Origin of the sequence: Gimesia sp. (genome assembly GCF_040219335.1) — a bacterium.
GTDB lineage: Bacteria > Planctomycetota > Planctomycetia > Planctomycetales > Planctomycetaceae > Gimesia.
In genome coordinates this window covers 652,374-671,822 of sequence record NZ_JAVJSQ010000029.1, presented here as the reverse complement: position 1 = coordinate 671,822, position 19,449 = coordinate 652,374, and the positions used below count along the sequence as shown (strand labels likewise).

15 protein-coding genes are annotated in these 19,449 nt (G+C 55.8%); 6 read left to right on the top strand and 9 right to left on the bottom strand.

Features of this window, described 5'->3' with window-relative positions:
- Positions 1-102 precede the first annotated feature (102 nt).
- Together carA and ndk are read left to right on the top strand one after the other, a co-directional pair.
- Positions 103-1,281, top strand: a complete 1,179-nt coding sequence (gene carA, locus RID21_RS24460; protein ID WP_350193472.1) for a glutamine-hydrolyzing carbamoyl-phosphate synthase small subunit — start codon at positions 103-105, stop codon at positions 1,279-1,281.
- Positions 1,282-1,486: 205 nt separating this feature from the next.
- Positions 1,487-1,954, top strand: coding sequence for a nucleoside-diphosphate kinase (gene ndk / locus RID21_RS24455; RefSeq protein ID WP_145037663.1), 468 nt, complete (start codon positions 1,487-1,489; stop codon positions 1,952-1,954).
- Positions 1,955-2,047: 93 nt separating this feature from the next.
- On the opposite strand, the gene sucD is transcribed toward ndk, so the two are convergent.
- Together sucD and sucC are read right to left on the bottom strand one after the other, a co-directional pair.
- On the bottom strand, positions 2,048-2,926 hold the full coding sequence (gene sucD, locus RID21_RS24450; RefSeq protein ID WP_350193470.1) for a succinate--CoA ligase subunit alpha: 879 nt from the start codon (positions 2,924-2,926) through the stop codon (positions 2,048-2,050).
- 112 nt (positions 2,927-3,038) lie between these two features.
- Positions 3,039-4,226, bottom strand: coding sequence for an ADP-forming succinate--CoA ligase subunit beta (gene sucC, locus RID21_RS24445; protein ID WP_350193468.1), 1,188 nt, complete (start codon positions 4,224-4,226; stop codon positions 3,039-3,041).
- Between the two features lie 259 nt (positions 4,227-4,485).
- On the opposite strand from sucC, the gene RID21_RS24440 reads away from it, so the two are divergent.
- On the top strand, positions 4,486-4,917 hold the full coding sequence (locus RID21_RS24440) for an RbsD/FucU family protein (RefSeq protein ID WP_145037657.1): 432 nt from the start codon (positions 4,486-4,488) through the stop codon (positions 4,915-4,917).
- 838 nt (positions 4,918-5,755) lie between these two features.
- Here RID21_RS24440 and RID21_RS24435 read toward each other — a convergent pair.
- Positions 5,756-7,042: an adenylosuccinate synthase gene (locus RID21_RS24435; protein ID WP_350193466.1), complete on the bottom strand. Its 1,287-nt coding sequence runs from the start codon at positions 7,040-7,042 to the stop codon at positions 5,756-5,758.
- A gap of 237 nt (positions 7,043-7,279) precedes the next feature.
- Here RID21_RS24435 and RID21_RS24430 point away from each other — a divergent pair, with 237 nt between their 5' ends.
- Complete coding sequence (locus RID21_RS24430; protein ID WP_350193464.1) at positions 7,280-7,660, top strand: response regulator transcription factor; 381 nt, start codon at positions 7,280-7,282, stop codon at positions 7,658-7,660.
- A gap of 253 nt (positions 7,661-7,913) precedes the next feature.
- Here the strand turns inward: RID21_RS24430 and RID21_RS24425 are convergent, their stop codons facing one another.
- Positions 7,914-8,537: a hypothetical protein gene (locus RID21_RS24425; RefSeq protein ID WP_350193462.1), complete on the bottom strand. Its 624-nt coding sequence runs from the start codon at positions 8,535-8,537 to the stop codon at positions 7,914-7,916.
- A gap of 155 nt (positions 8,538-8,692) precedes the next feature.
- On the opposite strand from RID21_RS24425, the gene RID21_RS24420 reads away from it, so the two are divergent.
- Positions 8,693-9,712, top strand: a complete 1,020-nt coding sequence (locus RID21_RS24420; protein ID WP_350193460.1) for a glycoside hydrolase family 43 protein — start codon at positions 8,693-8,695, stop codon at positions 9,710-9,712.
- Positions 9,713-9,944: 232 nt separating this feature from the next.
- On the opposite strand, the gene RID21_RS24415 is transcribed toward RID21_RS24420, so the two are convergent.
- The 4 genes from RID21_RS24415 to RID21_RS24400 all read right to left on the bottom strand — a co-directional run bounded on the left by RID21_RS24415 (position 9,945) and on the right by RID21_RS24400 (position 13,966).
- Positions 9,945-10,208 (bottom strand): MoaD/ThiS family protein, encoded by a 264-nt coding sequence (locus RID21_RS24415; protein WP_145037646.1) that lies wholly within the window; start codon positions 10,206-10,208, stop codon positions 9,945-9,947.
- 16 nt (positions 10,209-10,224) lie between these two features.
- Positions 10,225-12,519 (bottom strand): xanthine dehydrogenase family protein molybdopterin-binding subunit, encoded by a 2,295-nt coding sequence (locus RID21_RS24410; RefSeq protein WP_350193458.1) that lies wholly within the window; start codon positions 12,517-12,519, stop codon positions 10,225-10,227.
- Positions 12,519-13,025: a (2Fe-2S)-binding protein gene (locus tag RID21_RS24405; RefSeq protein WP_350193456.1), complete on the bottom strand. Its 507-nt coding sequence runs from the start codon at positions 13,023-13,025 to the stop codon at positions 12,519-12,521. The genes RID21_RS24410 and RID21_RS24405 overlap by 1 nt, the downstream gene beginning before the upstream one ends.
- A 71-nt stretch (positions 13,026-13,096) precedes the next feature.
- Entirely contained in the window at positions 13,097-13,966 is an 870-nt protein-coding gene (locus RID21_RS24400; protein ID WP_350193454.1) for an FAD binding domain-containing protein, read from the bottom strand.
- A gap of 460 nt (positions 13,967-14,426) precedes the next feature.
- Here RID21_RS24400 and pruA point away from each other — a divergent pair, with 460 nt between their 5' ends.
- Entirely contained in the window at positions 14,427-17,435 is a 3,009-nt protein-coding gene (pruA, locus tag RID21_RS24395; protein ID WP_350193452.1) for an L-glutamate gamma-semialdehyde dehydrogenase, read from the top strand.
- An 11-nt stretch (positions 17,436-17,446) separates the two neighbouring features.
- Here the strand turns inward: pruA and RID21_RS24390 are convergent, their stop codons facing one another.
- A complete protein-coding gene (locus RID21_RS24390) occupies positions 17,447-19,423 on the bottom strand; it encodes a hypothetical protein (protein WP_350193450.1) in 1,977 nt (658 codons plus the stop codon).
- Between the last annotated feature and the right edge of the window lie 26 nt (positions 19,424-19,449).

The window sequence follows — 19,449 nt, the reverse complement described above, 5'->3', positions numbered from 1 at the left end:
GGCCGGCCATCAGCGCCGGTCTCTTTTTATTTGCGCCAATCTTTGATAGAACATATCAGATTTGACCCGAATTTCTTCAATCCCTTGAGATCAGTGTAGACAATGCAGAAAACAGCGAAGTTAGCCCTTGCCGATGGCAGCGTATTCACAGGGACGGCTTTTGGTGCGGACGGAGAAGTCCACGGTGAAGTTGTGTTCAACACGAGCATGACCGGGTACCAGGAAATCCTGACCGACCCTTCTTACTGCGGACAGATCGTCACCATGACCTATCCGCAGATCGGGAACTACGGCATCGCCCCCGAAGATATTGAGTCCGGCGGAATCGCTCTGCAGGGCTTCATCGTTCGTGAGCTCTGCGAAATTCCCAGCAACTATCGCTCGACACAGACTCTCGATGAATACCTCAAAGCCGCAGGCGTTATCGGCCTGCAGGGAATCGATACCCGCGCCCTGGTGCGGAAGATTCGAACCTCCGGCGCCATGACCGGCGTCCTCTCCACGGTCGATCTGGATGATGAATCGCTGGTCAAAAAAGCCCAGAGCAGCCCGCAACTCGTCGGCCAGGATCTGGTCAGCAAAGTTCTGCCTGCAGAAGCCCGCGAATGGGATGAAGGCCTGCATCCGCTGGCCCACAGCAGTTCGACTCACTCCCTCTCCGGAAAATCCATCACCAACATGGCCGAAGGGGAAGATCAGGCGGAAAGCAATTACCACATCGTCGCCATCGATTACGGCATGAAGTGGAACATCCCCCGTCACCTGAAACAGCTCGGCTGCCGCGTAACGATTCTCCCCGGAAACTGCACCGCGGAAGACGTTCTCGCCCTCAACCCGGACGGCGTCTTCCTCTCCAACGGCCCTGGAGACCCGGAACCATTGACTTACGCCATTGAGACGATTCGTAACCTCTTGGGCAAAGTTCCCATCTTCGGGATCTGCCTCGGACACCAGTTGCTCGGACTCGCCTGCGGTTGCAAGACCTTCAAGCTCAAGTTCGGACACCGGGGCGCGAATCAGCCGGTTCTCAATCATGACACGAAACAGGTTGAAATCACCTCGCAGAACCACGGTTTTGCCATCGATCCTGAAACCATGCCAGACGATGTTGAAGTCACCCACACCAACATGAACGACGACACTGTCGCCGGGCTCCGCCATAAAACTCATGCTGCCTTCAGCGTGCAATACCACCCTGAAGCCTCGGCCGGCCCCCACGACAGCCATTACCTGTTCAAACAGTTTTTTGACAGCATCTGTCAAACACGGGTTTCTTCCTGATCGCCGCATTTTATCCTCTATATCAGGGTTGAAATGAATCGCATTTTTCATTTCAATTCAACCGGCTGGCGTGGAAATTCCGTACCAGCCAGGCATCCCCCGCCAATAAGTTAAGTTTCCCAATACAAAATTCCAGTGAGTACAGCGAGGGAATTCCGATCCCTCCGTTTCATACAGACCATCGACTTGATAGAAAGAACTCCACATGGCTCTCGAACGCACCCTGATCCTGATTAAACCCGATGCGGTTCAACGCCGGCTCGCCGGCACCATCCTGTCCCGCTTCGAAAACAAAGGCCTCAAAATTGTCGGCCTCAAACTGATGCAGGTCACCAAAGAACTCTCCGCCGAACATTACGCCGAACATGTGGAAAAGCCGTTCTACCCGCTGCTCGAAGAATTCATCACCTCTGGCCCGGTTATCGCCATCGCCGCTGAAGGACCGGAAGCCATTTCCGTCGTCCGCTCCATGATGGGATCCACCAACGGTCGCGAATCCGCTCCAGGCACCATCCGGGGTGACTTTGGCGTCAGTCGCCAGATGAACCTCGTCCACGGTAGCGACGGCCCCGAAGCCGCCGCCCGCGAAATTCCGATCTACTTCAAACCTGAAGAACTGGTCGATTACGAATCCTCACTGAGCGCCTGGGTCTGTGCTGACGACGAAAAATAGTCGTCCGCCGCTCCGTTCAAGTTGATATAACGACAACAGGGCCACCGGTTAAATCCGGCGGCCCTGTTGTTTTTGGCTGTCTGGTAAAGACGATTAAGAGGCTTTCTCAATCGCCCGCTTGACCGCAGCACCCATGTCTGCCGGGCTTTCCGCCACAACAACACCGGCTGCTTCCAGAGCGGCAATCTTCTCATCCGCTGTACCGCTACCGCCGCTGATAATCGCACCAGCGTGCCCCATCCGTTTTCCGGGAGGAGCGGTTTTACCGGCGATGAAACCGGCAACCGGCTTGGTCACATGCTCTTTGATGTATTCCGCTGCTTCGATTTCAGCGGTTCCCCCGATCTCACCGATCAGCATGATCGACTCGGTCGCAGGATCATTCTGGAACATCTCCAAAAGATCGATGAAGGTCGTCCCGATAATCGGGTCACCACCAATACCGATCGCCGTGCTCTGTCCCAGACCAATGTTACCCAGCTGCCAGGCCGCTTCGTAAGTCAGCGTACCACTCTTGCTGATCAGGCCAACAGAACCGGGCGTATGAATGTAACCGGGCATAATGCCGATCTTGGCGATCCCGGGAGTAATCACACCCGGGCAGTTGGGACCAATCAGGCGGCTCGGCTTGTCTTTCAGGTATTCCATCACCCGTACCATATCGGTGACAGGCACACCTTCGGTGATCGCGATGATCAGTTCGATACCCGCATCAGCGGCTTCCATGATCGCTTCGCCACAGAACGGAGGCGGCACGAAAATCAGGCTGGTGTTGGCACCGGTCTTTTCAACCGCTTCTTCCACGGTGTTGAATACCGGGAAACCATCAACCTCGGTTCCCCCTTTGCCGGGAGTCACGCCCCCCAGCAGAGGTGTGCCATATTCCCGGCACTGCTGGCTGTGGAACAGCCCGGATTTACCGGTGATCCCCTGGCAAATGACGCGTGTCTTTTCAGTAACTAAAATACTCATAATCTGTCACCCTTGCGGGAAATGTGTTTTATTAAAAGATGGCTAAGATCGCTTTTTGCAAAACAACCACGTCACACGAGCGGCGACCTGACAGACAGGTCGCCCGCCTGTCCTAAGAACTCAAAGTGGCCACAACCTTCTGAGCGGCGTCGGTCAGGTCGTTTGCGGAAATAATATCCCGACCACTCTCTGCCAGCATCTTCCGGGCGGTATCCACGTTGGTCCCTTCCAGTCGTACCACCAGGGGTACCGTGAAACCAACCTTTTCATAAGCTTCCAGTAACGCGGTCACGATCGTATCACACTTCATGATCCCGCCGAAAATATTCACCAGAACCGCTTTCACATTGTCATCAGCCAGAATGATCCGGAAGGCTTCGGTGACCTGGTCGACGTTCGCTCCGCCGCCCACGTCCAGGAAGTTAGCCGGCTCACCACCATGATGCTTAATCAGGTCCATGGTGCTCATCGCCAGACCAGCCCCGTTCACCAGACAGCCGATGTTGCCGTCCAGCTTGACGTAGCTCAGACCGGCATCACCCGCCTGTACTTCCGCAGGATCTTCTTCGGTCAGGTCCCGCAGTTCGTCGAATGGTTTGTGACGGAAGATCGCGTTCTCGTCGAACGTCACCTTCGCGTCCAGTGCAACCAGTTCACCTTCGCCGGTGATCACCAGCGGGTTGATTTCGGTCATGCTGCAGTCGTTATCAATGAAAAAACGGCTCATCTGGCAGAGGAACTTCTCTGCATGACGAACCGTTTTGCCTTCCATTCCCAGCTTGAATGCCAGTTTGCGGGCCTGGAAACCGAGCAGTCCGGTGTGAATCGAGAACGGCTCGCTCAGGATTTTTTCCGGAGACTCTTCGGCGACGACTTCGATCTCCATACCACCTTCGGTTGAGAGAATCATCACCGGGCCGCCTGCTTCGCGGTCAATCACGCATCCCAGGTAAAGCTCTTTGGCAATGTCCAGTCCCTGCTCGATGAACAGTGTGTTGACCTGTTTGCCTTCTTCCCCGGTCTGCACGGTCACGAGGGTCGATCCCAGCATGCGTTCCGCGTTCTCGCGAACTTCATCCGCAGAACGAGCCAGTACCACACCAGCCTGCTCCGGATGTTCCTTGAAACGACCTTTTCCGCGGCCCCCTGCGTGGATTTGTGACTTCACAACCACCAGCGGACGATCCAGTTTTTCAAATGCGGCCACCGCTTCATCGACGGTCTTCGCTACGATTCCCTCAGGTACGGGAATCCCGACTTCGCGAAACAACTGTTTGGCCTGATATTCGTGAATTTTCATTGATTTTTCAGACTTTCTCCTGAAAACTTGCTACCGGTGAGAAAAAGCGGTGTTCACTCTGTCGAGCCCACAGCTTGAACTCAAGCCATCATAACGGGATCACAGCAGCATATCCAGCAAGCCATCCTCGCCTTCGACGTAAAATTTCTGCATAATGGTAATCACTCTCACGAGCCCCTTTGATTCTGCTTTTTGAGTTGTCAAAATCAGTTTCAGCACACACAACACCAGTCACATAACCACAGCCAGGGTGAACCGCATGCTCAATGGAATTCCTCCCATCATCTCCCCCGACCTGATGTACGTTCTGATGAAAATGGGACATGGCGACGACATCGTCCTCGCTGACGGTAACTTCCCCGCCGACTCCCACGCCCAGCGTATCATCCGCCTCGATGGTCACGGCGTCCCTGAAATCCTCTCCGCCCTGCTCCCGTTCTTCCCCCTCGATACGTTCGTCGATCAGCCCGCCGGCCTGATGAACCCCGTCGACGACCAGGCAGCCGAGCCTCCCATCTGGCAGACCTACCGCGAACTGATTCATCAGTACGATGACCGCGCTCCAGAGCTGGAAAAAATCGAACGCTTCGAATTCTACGAACGCGCCCGCCAGGCCTATGCCATCATCGCCACCAGCGAAACCGCCCTGTACGCCAATCTGATTCTGAAAAAAGGCGTCGTCGTCGAATAACACTTCCCGTTTTTCACTGCACAAACTGAACTTGAACCGCCCCCGCCGCTGCATATGCTGGTCCCCTCTGGCTCGCGCGCGAGACAGGTGATCGTGCACCGGAACAGCCCCCACCACTGACACAACAACACCTGAATTCCCGTTGATTTTCACCCGTTTTCCACCTGTCAATCGCGCATCAGTTCTCAATGTTCTCCCCTTTCCAGCCGGTCCAATCGGGACAAACACAGGTCACACAGGGACAAAATCCCGCACAGACCAGGACAAAATCCGGCCACATCGGGACAAAATTCTGTCTTGACCCCCACACGCCCTTTTCGAAAATACGAACTGCACTCAACAGACCATGTAGGGGCAGAGCCTGCGTGCCTGCCCGCCTGGAAATTTTCCATTCGTTTCACCTTCCAAGGGAACCACAGACCGCCACCACCCCTGAGCGGAATGGCAGTAGCCACCGGTACAAACAAGACAGGAGCAGGAATGATACGCGCAGGCACAACCGAGGAAAGGTAAACATCAAGGACCTGCACCACTTCCCAACCAGAACAGACCGGGTAGCCCCGGATGCAATCCGGGGTTGTCATAGACAACAGGAAACTGACAGTGGGATCTCACGACAGAGAATCACTCTGACGAATACAATGAGCCTGGTCAGAACGCTTTCTTTACCCGTGAACATTCACAACCAATCCCCAAGAAAAGGGGTGGGCTCGGATGCTATCCGAGCCGAGCGCAGCGAGCAGGAGGTCCCAGTTTAAGCCTGCAATTCAGGGCAAAGATTCCTACTTCCCATACAGAAAGTGAGTTGCCCCTCCTCAACAGAACTCGAACCAGCCGCCTACTTCAGCAGAATCGTCTGTTCCCGGTCGGGTCCGACAGAGACAATCTCAACCGGCTTGCCGATGATATCTTCGATCGCCTTGATGTACGCGATCGCATTCTCGGGCAGATCCTCCATCTTGCGGATGCCGGTGATATCTTCTTTCCAGCCGGGAATCGTGCGATACACGGGCTTGGCCTGCTCCAGATCCAGAATGTGGCTCGGGAAGTCGGTGACGTGCGTGCCGTTCACGTCGTAAGCTTCGCAGACCTTGAGCTCATCCAGACCACTCAGTACGTCCAGCAGCATGACGGCAATGCAGTCGACGCCACTGATATTCGCCCCGTAACGGGTTGCGACAGCGTCAAACCACCCGCACCGCCGCGGACGTCCGGTGACAGTTCCGTATTCATTTCCCACGTCGCGAATCCGCTGCCCGATCTCATCGTGCAGTTCCGTCACGAACGGACCACCGCCCACGCGTGTTGTATAGGCTTTCACCACGCCGATCATCTTGCTGATGTAACGCTCGGAAACGCCACTGCCGTTGTGAATCCCGCAGCCGGAACTGTTGGAAGAAGTCACGTACGGAAAGGTCCCGTGGTCAATATCCAGCAGGCTCCCCTGGGCCCCTTCGAACAGAATCTTCTTCTGCTCGGCAACCGCTTTCAGCAGATAAGCACTGGTATCAACGACATGCGGTTTCAGCGTCTCGGCGTAACCGCAATACTCTTCAAAGATCGCATCGACGTTCAACGGTTCTGCTTCGGGATCGAGGGCCTGGAAAATCTTACTTTTATAAGCCACGATTTCTTCCAGACGGGCCCGGAAAAAGTCAGGACGCATCAGATCGCCCATCCGAATGGCGTGGGTCCGACTCGCTTTATCACGATAGCAGGTCCCGATGCCCCGCATGGTCGTGCCGATCGCGTTCTCTTTGCGGCTCTTTTCGAAAATACTCTCTTCCTGCATATGATACGGGAAGATCACGTGGGCCCGGTCACTGATCAACAGCCGGCTGGGATCAATCGGACCGTTCTGTTCAACGATAGAGGCGACTTCCTGCAGAAACGCCTTGGGATTGATCACCACCCCGCCGGTAATGACGGAGGTGACATTCGGATTCAGCACCCCTGCCGGCAGCAGGGAGAGTTTATAGGTCTTGCCGTCAAATTTGACTGTGTGGCCTGCATTATTGCCCCCCAGGTAACGCACCACGATCTCGTGTTGCTCGGAGAGTAAGTCTACAATTTTGCCCTTGGCTTCATCGCCCCACTGTAACCCGATTACCGACGTCGCTGACACAAAACTATCCCATTGCGTGATTTAAGAATAAACAGATAAAGACATATTGATCCCGGACCGTCCCGAAACTGGCGCACGCCACGCGCGCACCGGCCCATTTTATCGAACCGGCACCGGTTTGGGGAGCGCCACACGTCCGTTGGATCTTAATAATTGGATTTTCGCCAGCAGGGGTGATATAATACTTTCTGCACACTTCCCCAGCGCGGGCCACACCAGGATTTAAACGCCAGGCTAATGAACACTTCTCCTCAAAAACGTGTCCTCATCATCGACGATGACGAGGGTCTTACAGAGCCTTTACAGCTGGCCATCGAAGCAGAAGGGTATGAGGTGCTCACCGCCCACGATGGCAACGAAGGCCTGATGAAAATCGAACGCGACGCCCCCGACCTGGTCCTCCTCGACCTGGTCATGCCCCGCCGCAGCGGATTTGCTGTCCTCGACAGCATCATCAACAACAAGCAGCGGGCCCCCAAAATCGTCATGGTCACCGGCAACAGCGAACCCAAATACCGCGAACTCGCCCTCGACCGCGGCGTCGACCGCTTCATCCCCAAACCCTACCACATCGAAGACCTCGTACAGACAGTCAAAGAACTGCTCACGACAGAGTAATCGGTTTAAAAGAAAGACCAGCACTGGGTGCCATCTGTCGGCTTGTCCGACAGTGATCGAGGAACCGTCCCAACTCAAGAAAACCGGGTGGGCTCGGATGTAATCCGGGCCGAGCGTAGCGAGCAGGAGACTGACTGTAAAATCTCACAGTTAAAAAAACCGGTTCCTACCAGATCATTATGGTTTTCAGCTTTGCTCTGAATCGAACCATCACCTTGACAGTTTCCTGTTGTCTACCGACAACCCCGCCAACTCAGGACAGTTTCACAATCATCGCTTCCTGATTCTCAACGGCCCCTTTGTAAAGATCCTGAAATTCTTTGAACAACTGTGAAACTTGTATTTTTTGTTGTTCGTACTCTTCATCCGTCAGACGAACAGTTTCTCTGCCAAATCCAGCCCGCTCATATTGATCTCCAATTTCTGCAGGAGACCTCTCAGATAGCCAGAGATAGATCAATTCAGAATATTCTGCAGAGTTCCACCTGAGCTTGGGCTCCTCTTGTTCCCCCAGATATGCAGGCAGAAAATCATTCCCATAAACAGATTTTCGTGCAATCTTTTCCTCTTCCTCAGTTCTTGCCTGAAGCTCGAGTAATCTGCAAAACGAGGAATGGGCACGCCCCAGATACATACTCCGATCTAAAACACCCGGCGATGTTTTTTCCAGATCATACAGCGACTCAATAAAGCACTTGCCTTCATTATTCTCCCATTCATTATTGGGATTGAGAGTCAGCTCACCTTTTCCGTGTCCTTCGTGCTCATAGTGGTAATTGATAAACCCTAATAGATAGACTTTAATTTTACCCGTACTGACCAGATCTAATAATTTGCACTTCTCAGGAATTGCCTGTAAACATAAATCCAATCCCATCTATTAATTCCTTTTCTCATTTAATTCGTAGAAGTTGATCCTGGATTCTATCCGGGACAACGCATCACCCTTGTGATGGTAGCCCCAGGATCAGTCCCCCGCTAACATGGGATTGAGCCCCTGACATCAAACGCATCCCTCAGAATGGCACTATAATGAAACCGCAAGCGCCCTGCATCCTGTTTCTCCTGCTTTGCTCTTTCCTCACCCCGCTCCCCGCAGCAGAAAAACCAGAAAACACCAACCAGATCTTTCTGCTCCCCTACTTCCTCGGAAACGGTGAAACCGGCGTCTACCTCGCCTTTAGCACCGATGGCCTGCACTTCGACTGGCTCAACGAGGGCAAGGTCGTTATGCCCGCCCCGAAGTGGGGTGAAGAAAGCCTGACCCGCGATCCCTCCATCGTCTACCACGACGGTAAGTTCCACATGGTCTGGACCACCAGCTGGAAGTCGCGCAGCATCGGCTATGCCTCTTCGAAAGACCTGCGGCACTGGAGCACGCCCCGCAAAATCGTCGTCTGGCAGGAAAGCGACGGCGCGAAAAACACCTGGGCCCCCGAAATCCACTGGGATCCGGAGCAGCAGGAATACCTGATCCTCTGGAGCACCACGCTGGAAACAGAACTCAACGATCAGGACCAGAGCCGGGACCAGCACGGCCACGACCACCGGCCCTACGCCATCCGCACCCGCGATTTCAAAACCTTCACGAAGCCCAAACTCTTCTATAGCCCGCAGCCGGAACTCAGCGTCATCGATCCTTTTATCGCCCACGATGATCAGAATACGAAAACACCGACAGACGACCGCTGGATCATGGTCATCAAAAACGAAATGCCAGCCGACCAGGGAGGCAAAAACTTAAGGCTCGTCTTCAGCAAACACATGCAGGGACCTTACGAGACCACGCTCGGACCGCCGATCGCCGGCGCAGGTACCTCAATAGTCAACACGATGGGCGAAGGCCCGTCTCTGTTCAAACACGACGGACTCTGGTACCTCTACTGGGACGCCCCCGGCAGCCACTTCTCTTACTGCCTGGCCACGAGCCCCGACCTGCAGACCTGGACCAACCGCACGCCGGAAATGAAGCTCCCCGCCAGACAGATGCGCCACGGCACCGTCTTCCTCGCCCCGAAAAACGCCATCGGCTTTCCGCTGAAGAATATGTAATTCACCTGGCAAGAACTGAAGCATGGGTGGGCTCGGATACAATCCGAGCCGAGCGCAGCGAGCAGGAGGTCTCAGTGAATGCGATCAGTTCAGAGCAAAGCCACCCACCTCAACATTCAGTACTTGAGGCACGCCCTCCCGCAACAGAACGCGTCCCCCGCAACCTCCTGTTGTCTCCGACAACCCCGGATTACATCCGAGGCCACGCAGTCCTACAGAAAGCACGCCAATCTCACCCGCCACCAATCGCGGGCAGGAAATGAATCTCACTCTCGGGTGACACCTTCTGCGCCAGCCCCCGGGGAGTTACGTTCTGATCGACGGTCACCGCGATTCCGGGCCGCAGCTTCCCGTCAGGACAGAGCCGCTCCAGCGTTCCCGGATATTGAGCATCGAGGGACTGCACCGCTTCCAGCACGGTGCTCCCGTCGACAACCACTTCTTCCTCCCCCTCACAGAACGGTCTGAGCAGGGGAGGAACAAACAGGCGAGGCATCAGGGCCTCCTTTACTTCAGGACTGTTTCTGCAACAGTTCGTGCAGTACGCGTGGCGGCGACATCGGCAGCTCGTACATCCGCACGTCGACTGCTTCGTGAATCGCGGCTCCCAGCGCGGCCGGCGGCGGTACGATGGGAACTTCCCCAACGCCACGCACACCAAACGGATGACCGGGGTTCGGCACTTCCACGATGATCGTTTCGATCATGGGCAGGTCGTAACAGGTGGGAATCCGGTAATCGAGGAAGTTCGCATTTCGCATGCTGCCTTCCGTGTCATACCAGTATTCTTCGTTCAACCCCCAGCCAATCCCCTGCACAGCACCACCCTGAATCTGTCCTTCGACATAAGCGGGATGGATCGCCGTTCCGCAGTCCTGGGCAGCCGTGTAACGCAGGATATCGACTTTACCCGTATCCGGATCGACTTCCACATCGACCACGTGGGCACCAAAGGCACCACCGGGCTCGTTGTGATTCGAAACGCCCCGCCCGACCAGCGGTTCGCCGGTCAGACTCAGTTCGATGGCGATCTCTTTGAACGGCACTCGCTTGTCGGGACCGACCACACAACCATCATCATAAGAGACAGCAGACGGATCGACTTCCCACAGCTCAGCGGCGCGGGCCACGATCTGACGCTGCAGGTCTTTTCCCGCTTCATAAGCGGCCCAACCGGTCGCATAAGTCACGCGGCTGCCGCCCGTCACGTCGGTGTAACCCACGCTGTCGGTATCAACCACAGCCGGCTTGATGTCTTCCGCGGCGATCCCCAGGGTTTCGGCAAACTGCATCGCGATCGCGGTACGCGAACCGCCGATGTCGGTCGAACCTTCGAGTAGACCAACCGAACCATCTGAGTTCACGGTCGCAGTCACAGCTGACTTCAGTCCGGCGTTGAACCAGAAACCACAGGCAATGCCGCGGCCTTTGTTATCCCCTTCCAGGGCTGAATTAAAGTGCTCGCTGTTTTTGATCGCTTCCAGTGTTTCCACCAGACCGATGCGGGGATAAGTCACGCCATCGATCCGCCGGGTTCCCTCTTTCGAGGCATTCAGCAGACGGAAATCAATCGGTGCCATACCCAGTTGTTCGCACAGTTCGTCGACAACCGTTTCTGTCGCAAATGCAGCATTGGTCGCCCCGGGAGCCCGGTAGGCATTCGTCCGTGGCTTGTTGACGCAGACGTCGTAGCCTTCCACGCGGCCGTTGGGCACATCGTAGCAGGAGAAGACGCACATACAGCCGGCCCCGATCGGCGAACCGGGATAACCGCCCGCTTCGTAAGCCATCCAAGCTTCAGCGGCGGTAATGCGGCCGTCAGCATCGGCTCCCATTTTGACTTTAATGTAGGAACCGGGTGTCGGGCCGGTTGCCTGCAGTACGTCAGCCCGGTCCATCACCAGTTGCACCGGAGCTCCCGACTTGCGGGACAGCACGGCGGCCACCGGTGCGAGGTAGACCGAAATCTTACCACCAAAGCCACCACCGATTTCCATCGGCACGACTTTCACACGGGCCAGCGGCACATCCAGCAATTCAGCGACTTGTTGACGAACAGAGAACGTTCCCTGGGTCGATGTCCAGACGGTAATCTGTCCGTCATTGTTCCAGAGTGAGGTCGCCACGTGCGGTTCGATGTAACCCTGGTGCACGGTCGCGGTACGGAATTCTTTTTCCACGACGTATTTCGCATCTGCGAAACCCTGGGCGATATCCCCTTTCTCATAGACGAGATGCTTGGCGATGTTTGAAGGTTTGTCGCCCATTTCTCCCGAAACGGCTTCTTCGGTATGCACATCCGGGTTGAGAACCGGAGCATCGTCTTCCATCGCCTTCAGCACGTCCATCACCGGAGGCAGCACTTCGTACTCGACCTCAATCAGACTGGCTGCTTCCTGTGCGATGTGAATATTGTCGGCAGCGACCGCGGCAATCGGGTGTCCCTTGTAGAGCACCTTGGTGCGGGCCAGGTTGTTGCTGCTGAGGTGATTCAGATTCACGGCCCCTTCGCCGAGTTCTGCAATTTTATCACCGGGCTCGGGCATGTCGGCACTCGTCGCCACAGCGCGAACGCCGGGCAGTGCTTCCGCTTTGGAAATATCGATCGACTTGATCACGGCATGAGCGTGTGGGCTGCGATGAATCGCACCGTAGATCATCCCTTTGACCTTGATGTCCGCACCGTACAACGCACGACCGGTAACCTTGTCGGCTCCGTCGTGACGAATCGGACGCGTGCCGATCACTTTGTACTTGGGAGCATCACCACTGCCTGCATCTGTTTTGGTTTCATCGATTGTCGCCATTAGACCGTCTCCTTTTCACATGAGGCAGTTTTTCCACATCGTACTTCCGCAGCCTGCTGAATCGCACGCACGATCTTGTCGTATCCGGTGCAGCGACACAGATTACCCGCCATCGAGAAGCGAATTTCCTCTTCGGTCGGGTTAGGATTCTTATCCAGGAACGCTTTGGCAGACATGATGTAGCCCGGGGTGCAGATGCCGCACTGCAGCGCTGCATTTTCCAGAAAAGCTTCCTGCAGCGGATCCAGACCATCGCCGGGAGCGAGCCCTTCAATGGTTTCGATCTCGGTCCCTTCGGCTTCGACCGCCAGAACCATACAGGTATTGACGGCTTTCCCGTCCATCACGACCGAGCAGGCACCACAGTTGCCGTTGGAGCAACCTTCCTTGGCACCGGTCAGGTTGAGTGTATTGCGTAAGACTTCGAGCAAGGTCTGTCGAGGCTGACAGAGGAACTCCTCTTCACGGCCATTGATAGTCGCGGTTACGATCCGTTTCTTCGCCATCGAAGTGTCCTTATTAAAAATTTCAGTTGGGATTCAGTTGTAAGAGAGAGTTTTCGCTTCGCTGAAACGAATCATCCCCGAGCACGTTCCACCGCCTGTTTGATGACACGTTCGGTCAACACGCCGGTCACATGAATACGGAATTCTTCGGTGCCCCGCATGTCGGTAATCGGATGCACGACCGACTTCGCTGCGTCCGCTGCTTTTTTGATGGTCTCATCATTCACCGGCTGACCTGCCAGTGCGTCACACGCTTCCTGGCACAGGAACGGTTTGGCAGCGACAGCTCCCAGTCCGATGCGGGCCGAAACGAAGTTTTCGCCACTCTCATCCAGAACCACGGAGGCCCCGACTCCCACGACGGCAATATCCATTTCATTCCGGGGAATGAATCGCCGGTAATGTGAACCGCTGTGAGCGGGACGAGGCGGGAAGTGGAGTTCCACAATGATCTCCCCCGGTTCCAGCACATTCTGACCAGGCCCGGTGCAGAAATCTTCAACCGCGACTTCGCGGGTCCCATCGGGACCGGCAATCACGACGGTCGCTTCCAGAGCGATTAACGCGGGTGTTGAATCCGCGGCTGCACCGGCATTCGCCAAGTTTCCCCCGACGCTGGCCCGGTTCTGAATCTGCATGCCGCCGATAATATGACTGCTGTCAGTGATCGCGGAATAGTTATCGACGATCCCCTGGTGGCCGTAGATCTGATAACAGGGAACCGCGGCTCCCAGGCGGAGCCCGTTGTCGTTGAGCTCCAGCGCCATCAGTTCCGGAATCTTCTTCAAATCGACAATCAGATCGGTCGTCAACCGGCCGGTGCGGACATGGTCGATCAGGTCGGTTCCTCCTGCCAGCGGGCGGGCATTTCCATTGCTTTTGGCTAATAACCCGACGGCATCAGCCAGGGAAACAGGTGCTTCGTATTCAAAATCACGCATCGCAGGTTGGTCCCTCTCCAAATTGTCTTGATCTTGCTCAATTCGCAGCCGCACTCGACTCGCTGAGTCAGTTCGTCTTAGCGTCTATTATCAGTCACAGGTCATTTAACATCAATGCAACCAAAGACGAACAGCCGCCCGATTTCCCATTTTTATAATTTCCTTTAGAATAAAGTCTCAGGCCGGTCTGACAAGCCCGATTCCCGTCCGCCAGCAGAGAAAAGTTCCGATTGAGCGACCCGACACACTTACCACGCCTTTGCGGATTTGTTAACCTGCTTCGCAGTGAACAGTTCCGGCGGCTCCAACGTCGCAGGCACCGTTGACGTAAGAGTATTGCTGACAGGATGTCATCAATCTGGACCCGCAATCCGGAAAAACACCCTCAGCCAATGGTCTCTGAAACAAATTCCATCTACCAGAGATAGTGCCTCGAGCACTCAGAGGCAGGTTATTTATAGTGGCACGTAAAAAATCGTCTTCCGATCTGAATCAACAAATCGAACAGCGCACCCGGGATCTCGGTGAGCAGATCTGGGGGCACCTGGAACGGCGCGAGCCGACCATGTTCGAAAAACGCTGGTGGGACGATCGCATCCTCTCCTGGGCGATGGCCGACGAATCCGTCAAAGTGCAGATGTTCCGCTTTGTCGACGTGCTTCCCATGCTCCGCTCGCACGAGTCTATCGTCCGGCACCTGCAGGAATATTTTGAAGATGTCCGCAAGCATCTCCCCTGGGCAGCCCGCATCGGTCTGGAACTTTCGCAACCGAATTCCGTCCTCGGACGTGCCCTGGCCCTGAACGCCCGCTCCAATGCCCGCCGCATGGCCAGCCGCTTCATCGCGGGTTCCTCTGTCGAAGAAATCCACTACACCGTCGACCGCCTCCGCAGCGAGAACTTCGCCTTCACCCTCGACCTGCTGGGCGAAGCGGTCATCAGCGAAGTCGAAGCCGAAGCATATCTGCAGTCCTACCTGGATCTGATCTCTGGACTCGCCCCCCGCGTGCGGAAATGGTCCGAAAATGTTCAGATCGACTGGGACAGCCAGGGACACCTGCCCCGCACCAATGTGTCCATCAAGCTCTCTGCCCTGTGCAGCCAGTTCAAGCCCACCGATCCGGTCGGCACGATGGCCGTCGTCCAGCCCCGCCTGCGGAAACTACTCCGACACGCGATGAAGTACGATGCCTACCTGCACGTCGACATGGAGCAGAACTCCTACAAACCACTGACGCTGGAAATTTTCAAACAGACGCTGATGGAAAAAGAATTCCGCGATTTCGACAACGTCGGCATCGTGATTCAGGCTTACCAGCCGGCCGCCGAACAGGATCTGCAGGACCTGCTCAAGTGGACTAAGAAACGCAAAACACCGATCTGGATCCGCCTCGTCAAAGGCGCCTACTGGGACTACGAAACCATTGTTTCCGGCTACCGCAACTGGCCGATCCCCGTGTTCCAGCAGAAATGGGAATCGGACGCCAACTTCGAAAAACTGACCAAGGTCCTGCTGGAAAACCATCAGTGGCTCCGACCTGCCTTTGGCAGTCATAACCTCCGCAGCCTGGCGCACGCCATCGCCGCGGCCCACGAACTGGACATTCCCCCTTCCGCTTATGAAATTCAGATGCTGTATGGCATGGGCAAGGAACAGGCCCAGGTCTTTGCGGAGATGGGGCATCGCGTCCGCATTTACACGCCGTTCGGCGAACTGATTCCCGGCATGGCTTACCTCGTCCGCCGCCTGCTGGAAAACACCTCTAACGATTCATTCCTTCGACAAAGCTTTACCGAGCACGTCAACCTGGAGACCCTGATGATGAACCCGTCCGAACATGCGAAAACCGCCACCCAACAGAAACAGGCAGAAGACGACGGCTTCCAGAATGAACCGCTCACCGATTTCAGCCTCGAAGAATCCCGCACGAAAATGCAGGCGGCCCTGGAAGAAGTCGAAGACCAGTTCGGTAAAGAATACCCGCTGCTGATCAACGGCCGCGCGATCGACACCAAAGCCACGATCACTTCGCGGAACCCTTCTCACAAATCCGACTCACTGGGAACCGTCTCCTCCGCCTCTGCGGACGACGCCATCGACGCCATCGATGCCGCCCGGCGTGCCTTCCCTGCCTGGTCGCGTACCGAACCCCAGTACCGCGCCGAATACCTGGAACTGATCGCCGCCAACATGCGTCGCCGCCGTTTTGAGCTGGCCGCCTGGATCGTCTTTGAATGCGGTAAACCCTGGGAAGAAGCCGACGGTGATGTCGTCGAAGCCATCGACTTCTGCATGTACTACGCCAACCAGATGCGCCGCCTGGCTCATCCGCTGCACTGTGATGTCCCCGGTGAAGAGAACGTCTACTTCTATCGTCCCCGCGGCACCGTGGCTGTCATCGCCCCCTGGAACTTCCCACTCGCGATTCTGACCGGCATGACTGTCGCTTCGCTGGTCACAGGCAACACGGTCGTCATGAAACCGGCCGAACAATCGTCGATCGTCGCCGCCAAACTGATGGACGTGATCCACGAATCAGGCATCCCCGATGGCGTTGTCAACTTCCTGCCCGGCATCGGTGAAGAAGTCGGCCCCGAACTCGTCGGCAGCCCCGACGTGGAAATGATTACCTTCACCGGCTCACGCGATGTCGGCCTGGCGATCAACGAATCTGCCTCCGATACCGACACCCGCCAGAAGATGGTCAAACGGGTCATCGCGGAAATGGGCGGCAAGAACGCCATCATCGTCGACGACGATGCCGACCTCGATGAAGCGGTACTGGGTGTAATCCACTCCGCCTTCAACTACGCCGGCCAGAAATGCTCGGCCTGCTCCCGCGTCATCGTACTCGAATCGATTCACGACACCTTCGTCAGCCGCCTGGTCGAAGCCACCAGGGCCCTCAAGATTGGCCCCGCCGAAGATCCCGGCACCGTCGTTGGTCCCGTTATCGATGAAGAAGCCCATCAGCGGATTCTGGAATACATCGAAATCGGCAAAGAAGAAGCCACCCTGGCCCTGGCCTGTGACACCTCCGACCTGGAAGACGAAGGTTACTATGTAGGCCCGCACATCTTCACTGACGTCGATTCCACCTGCCAGATCGCCCAGGAAGAAATCTTCGGCCCCGTCCTCGCCGTCATCAAGGCAGACGACTTTGACGAAGCGATCACCATCGCCAACGATACACCCTATGCCCTCACGGCAGGCGTCTTCAGTCGCAGCCCCGCCCACTTGAACAAGGCACGCATGGAAATCGTAGCCGGCAACATCTACCTCAACCGGAACATCACCGGCGCCATGGTCGAACGCCACCCGTTCGGCGGCTTCAAGATGTCCGGCATCGGCAGCAAGACTGGCGGCCCCGACTATCTGCTGCAGTTCCTCGTCCCGGTCAACGTCACCGAAAACACCATGCGTCGCGGCTTCGCCCCCGATGCTGCAGCGGAAGACGAAGAAGAATAACCGCCTTCAGGCTACTCTTCCCGTGGTCCCTCCGCGGGAAGATATTTTTCAAAGCCTTTAAGAGGCTTGCTCTGCTCAATGAGTTGCGGCGTTAACAGCCCCGCAAAGTAGATCGGCAGCTTTGGCGGAGCCTGCAGCTTTTTAATCAGCCAGTCCATCCCTGCGCTCCCGCGCACCAGCATGATCACACTGATGTTACTGTCTTCATCCAGATGTTTCGCCTCGAGTATACGCTCTGAATCCCCCAGTCTCTCGGCCACGTATGCTTTAGAGGCAGCTATGGTACTCGCTGCCTCGTTGCCGAACATCACAACATAAACCCCACGCTTTGCATATTCCTCCAGATTCGGAGGCTCTCCACCAGTCAACTGACGGTAAGCACTGACTGCCTGCTCCAATGCAACTTCCGTCAACTGCTCGTGTTCTCTTAATGCCTCGGCGAACAGTGTCGACAGGTAATACTTATCATCCTCATGATCACGCACCCCCCATAGAATCCGCGTGCGCATATTGTGATTGGTCGTGGCATCAAAGGGGGGCGCCATATAGACGTGATACAACGCCCGCAGCACATTCTTCGTCTTCTTCGTCCCCAGGCCAAAGCCATAATAGAGTGCTGCTTTGCGCACTCCCGGCGGTCCTTTCGGATCGAGCGTCTGATATAAGATCTCCGTCAATCGAGGATCGCGCGGCCAACCCATTGACTGAGAAAACCAGCCAATCATGACATTGGGTGAATGCTTCGAATGCCGCAGCCCCTGACGAAACAGTTCCAGCAGTTCCGCATCAGTCATTTTCAACTGATCCCGTTTCGCATAGACATCATCCAGCTGCTTGCCTGCTGCCGGATCATCCGCGAAATAGACCTCATAATCAGGGGCCACATATTCCGACGCCGCATACGCATAATTCGCATCCACGGGCGGACGCGTGTAGTCAGGCAGATAACTCCGGCGACTTCCCTCAGGCAGGAAGTGAGCCAGTTCATTCAGCCGTCGCGTCTGTAACACCAACGCCGTGAACAGCTCATTGCAGTCCAGCTCAAGGTGCATTCGCTTCGAAATGATATTTTCCAGCAGTCGACGGTTCTTCAACCCCTTCACCAGCACGATGGCTGTCTCGTATCCCTCATCGACCCGGGTGAGAAAGGCCAGTACCGCATCCTGCCGAGCCCCGAATGGTTTCATCACCATTTTCCGCAAAATCTCCGCAGCCCGGGGATGTGTCGCGGAAACATCAGGCCGATGAAAAGCAATGATCCACAGGCCCAGATCATCAAACCGCTCTAACCCAGGCGGATCGGTCTCAAACACCGCCTGCCAGGTCTCCAGTGTCGCTCCCACCGTCAGATCGTTCAACTGACTGTGATCATCCAGTAGCCCTGACAGCAGCTTTCGCGTCTGCTCCTTGTCGCCATAGGTCTGCATCCCCCAGGCAATGCGGTGCTTCACATGCCAGGGCAGCTGAGGATATTGCTCCATCAGCATCCGTACCAGATTTGCCGAACGATCCGACACCACCATTGGGCCGTGATAGAGTGCAGAGTGCGCAACACCGGGAAGGTCACTGACACTCGCGTGATACATGAGTTCGATCGCCCGGGGATCTTGCGCTTTCCGATTCCAGATATACTGGTTCCCCACCTGCCCCAGCAGTGTGGTCCGATGTCGCGAACAGTTCCGTAGCCCACGCCGAATCAAAGCCAGACGCTCATCGATACTGTTGATCTTCAACTTGCCGTCGACCAGCTGATCCAGCTGCGCGCCCGCTGCCTTGTCATCCGGGAAAAACGCTTCGAAATCGGGAGGCACATACTTATCGGTCCGGTTCCAGGCAAACGGCGGCTCAATCTTTCCGGGCAGCGCCTGCGTATCAGACTCTTCTGCCGGGAAAGCAGGCTGCATCCTGGAAACAGCAGCAACGCTGATCGTCAACAGCACCAGAAACTTCACCACGCCACGCAACTTCAACTCAGAGGTCGATCGCATTTCATCTCCTCCCCAGTTTTCAGAAT

Coding starts and splice junctions, on each gene's coding strand:
- carA (WP_350193472.1), top strand. CDS start 103: ATGCAGAAAACAGCGAAGTTAGCCCTTGCCGATGGCAGCGTATTCACA.
- ndk (WP_145037663.1), top strand. CDS start 1,487: ATGGCTCTCGAACGCACCCTGATCCTGATTAAACCCGATGCGGTTCAA.
- sucD (WP_350193470.1), bottom strand. CDS start 2,926: ATGAGTATTTTAGTTACTGAAAAGACACGCGTCATTTGCCAGGGGATC.
- sucC (WP_350193468.1), bottom strand. CDS start 4,226: ATGAAAATTCACGAATATCAGGCCAAACAGTTGTTTCGCGAAGTCGGG.
- RID21_RS24440 (WP_145037657.1), top strand. CDS start 4,486: ATGCTCAATGGAATTCCTCCCATCATCTCCCCCGACCTGATGTACGTT.
- RID21_RS24430 (WP_350193464.1), top strand. CDS start 7,280: ATGAACACTTCTCCTCAAAAACGTGTCCTCATCATCGACGATGACGAG.
- RID21_RS24425 (WP_350193462.1), bottom strand. CDS start 8,537: ATGGGATTGGATTTATGTTTACAGGCAATTCCTGAGAAGTGCAAATTA.
- RID21_RS24420 (WP_350193460.1), top strand. CDS start 8,693: ATGAAACCGCAAGCGCCCTGCATCCTGTTTCTCCTGCTTTGCTCTTTC.
- RID21_RS24415 (WP_145037646.1), bottom strand. CDS start 10,208: ATGCCTCGCCTGTTTGTTCCTCCCCTGCTCAGACCGTTCTGTGAGGGG.
- RID21_RS24410 (WP_350193458.1), bottom strand. CDS start 12,519: ATGGCGACAATCGATGAAACCAAAACAGATGCAGGCAGTGGTGATGCT.
- RID21_RS24405 (WP_350193456.1), bottom strand. CDS start 13,025: ATGGCGAAGAAACGGATCGTAACCGCGACTATCAATGGCCGTGAAGAG.
- RID21_RS24400 (WP_350193454.1), bottom strand. CDS start 13,966: ATGCGTGATTTTGAATACGAAGCACCTGTTTCCCTGGCTGATGCCGTC.
- RID21_RS24390 (WP_350193450.1), bottom strand. CDS start 19,423: ATGCGATCGACCTCTGAGTTGAAGTTGCGTGGCGTGGTGAAGTTTCTG.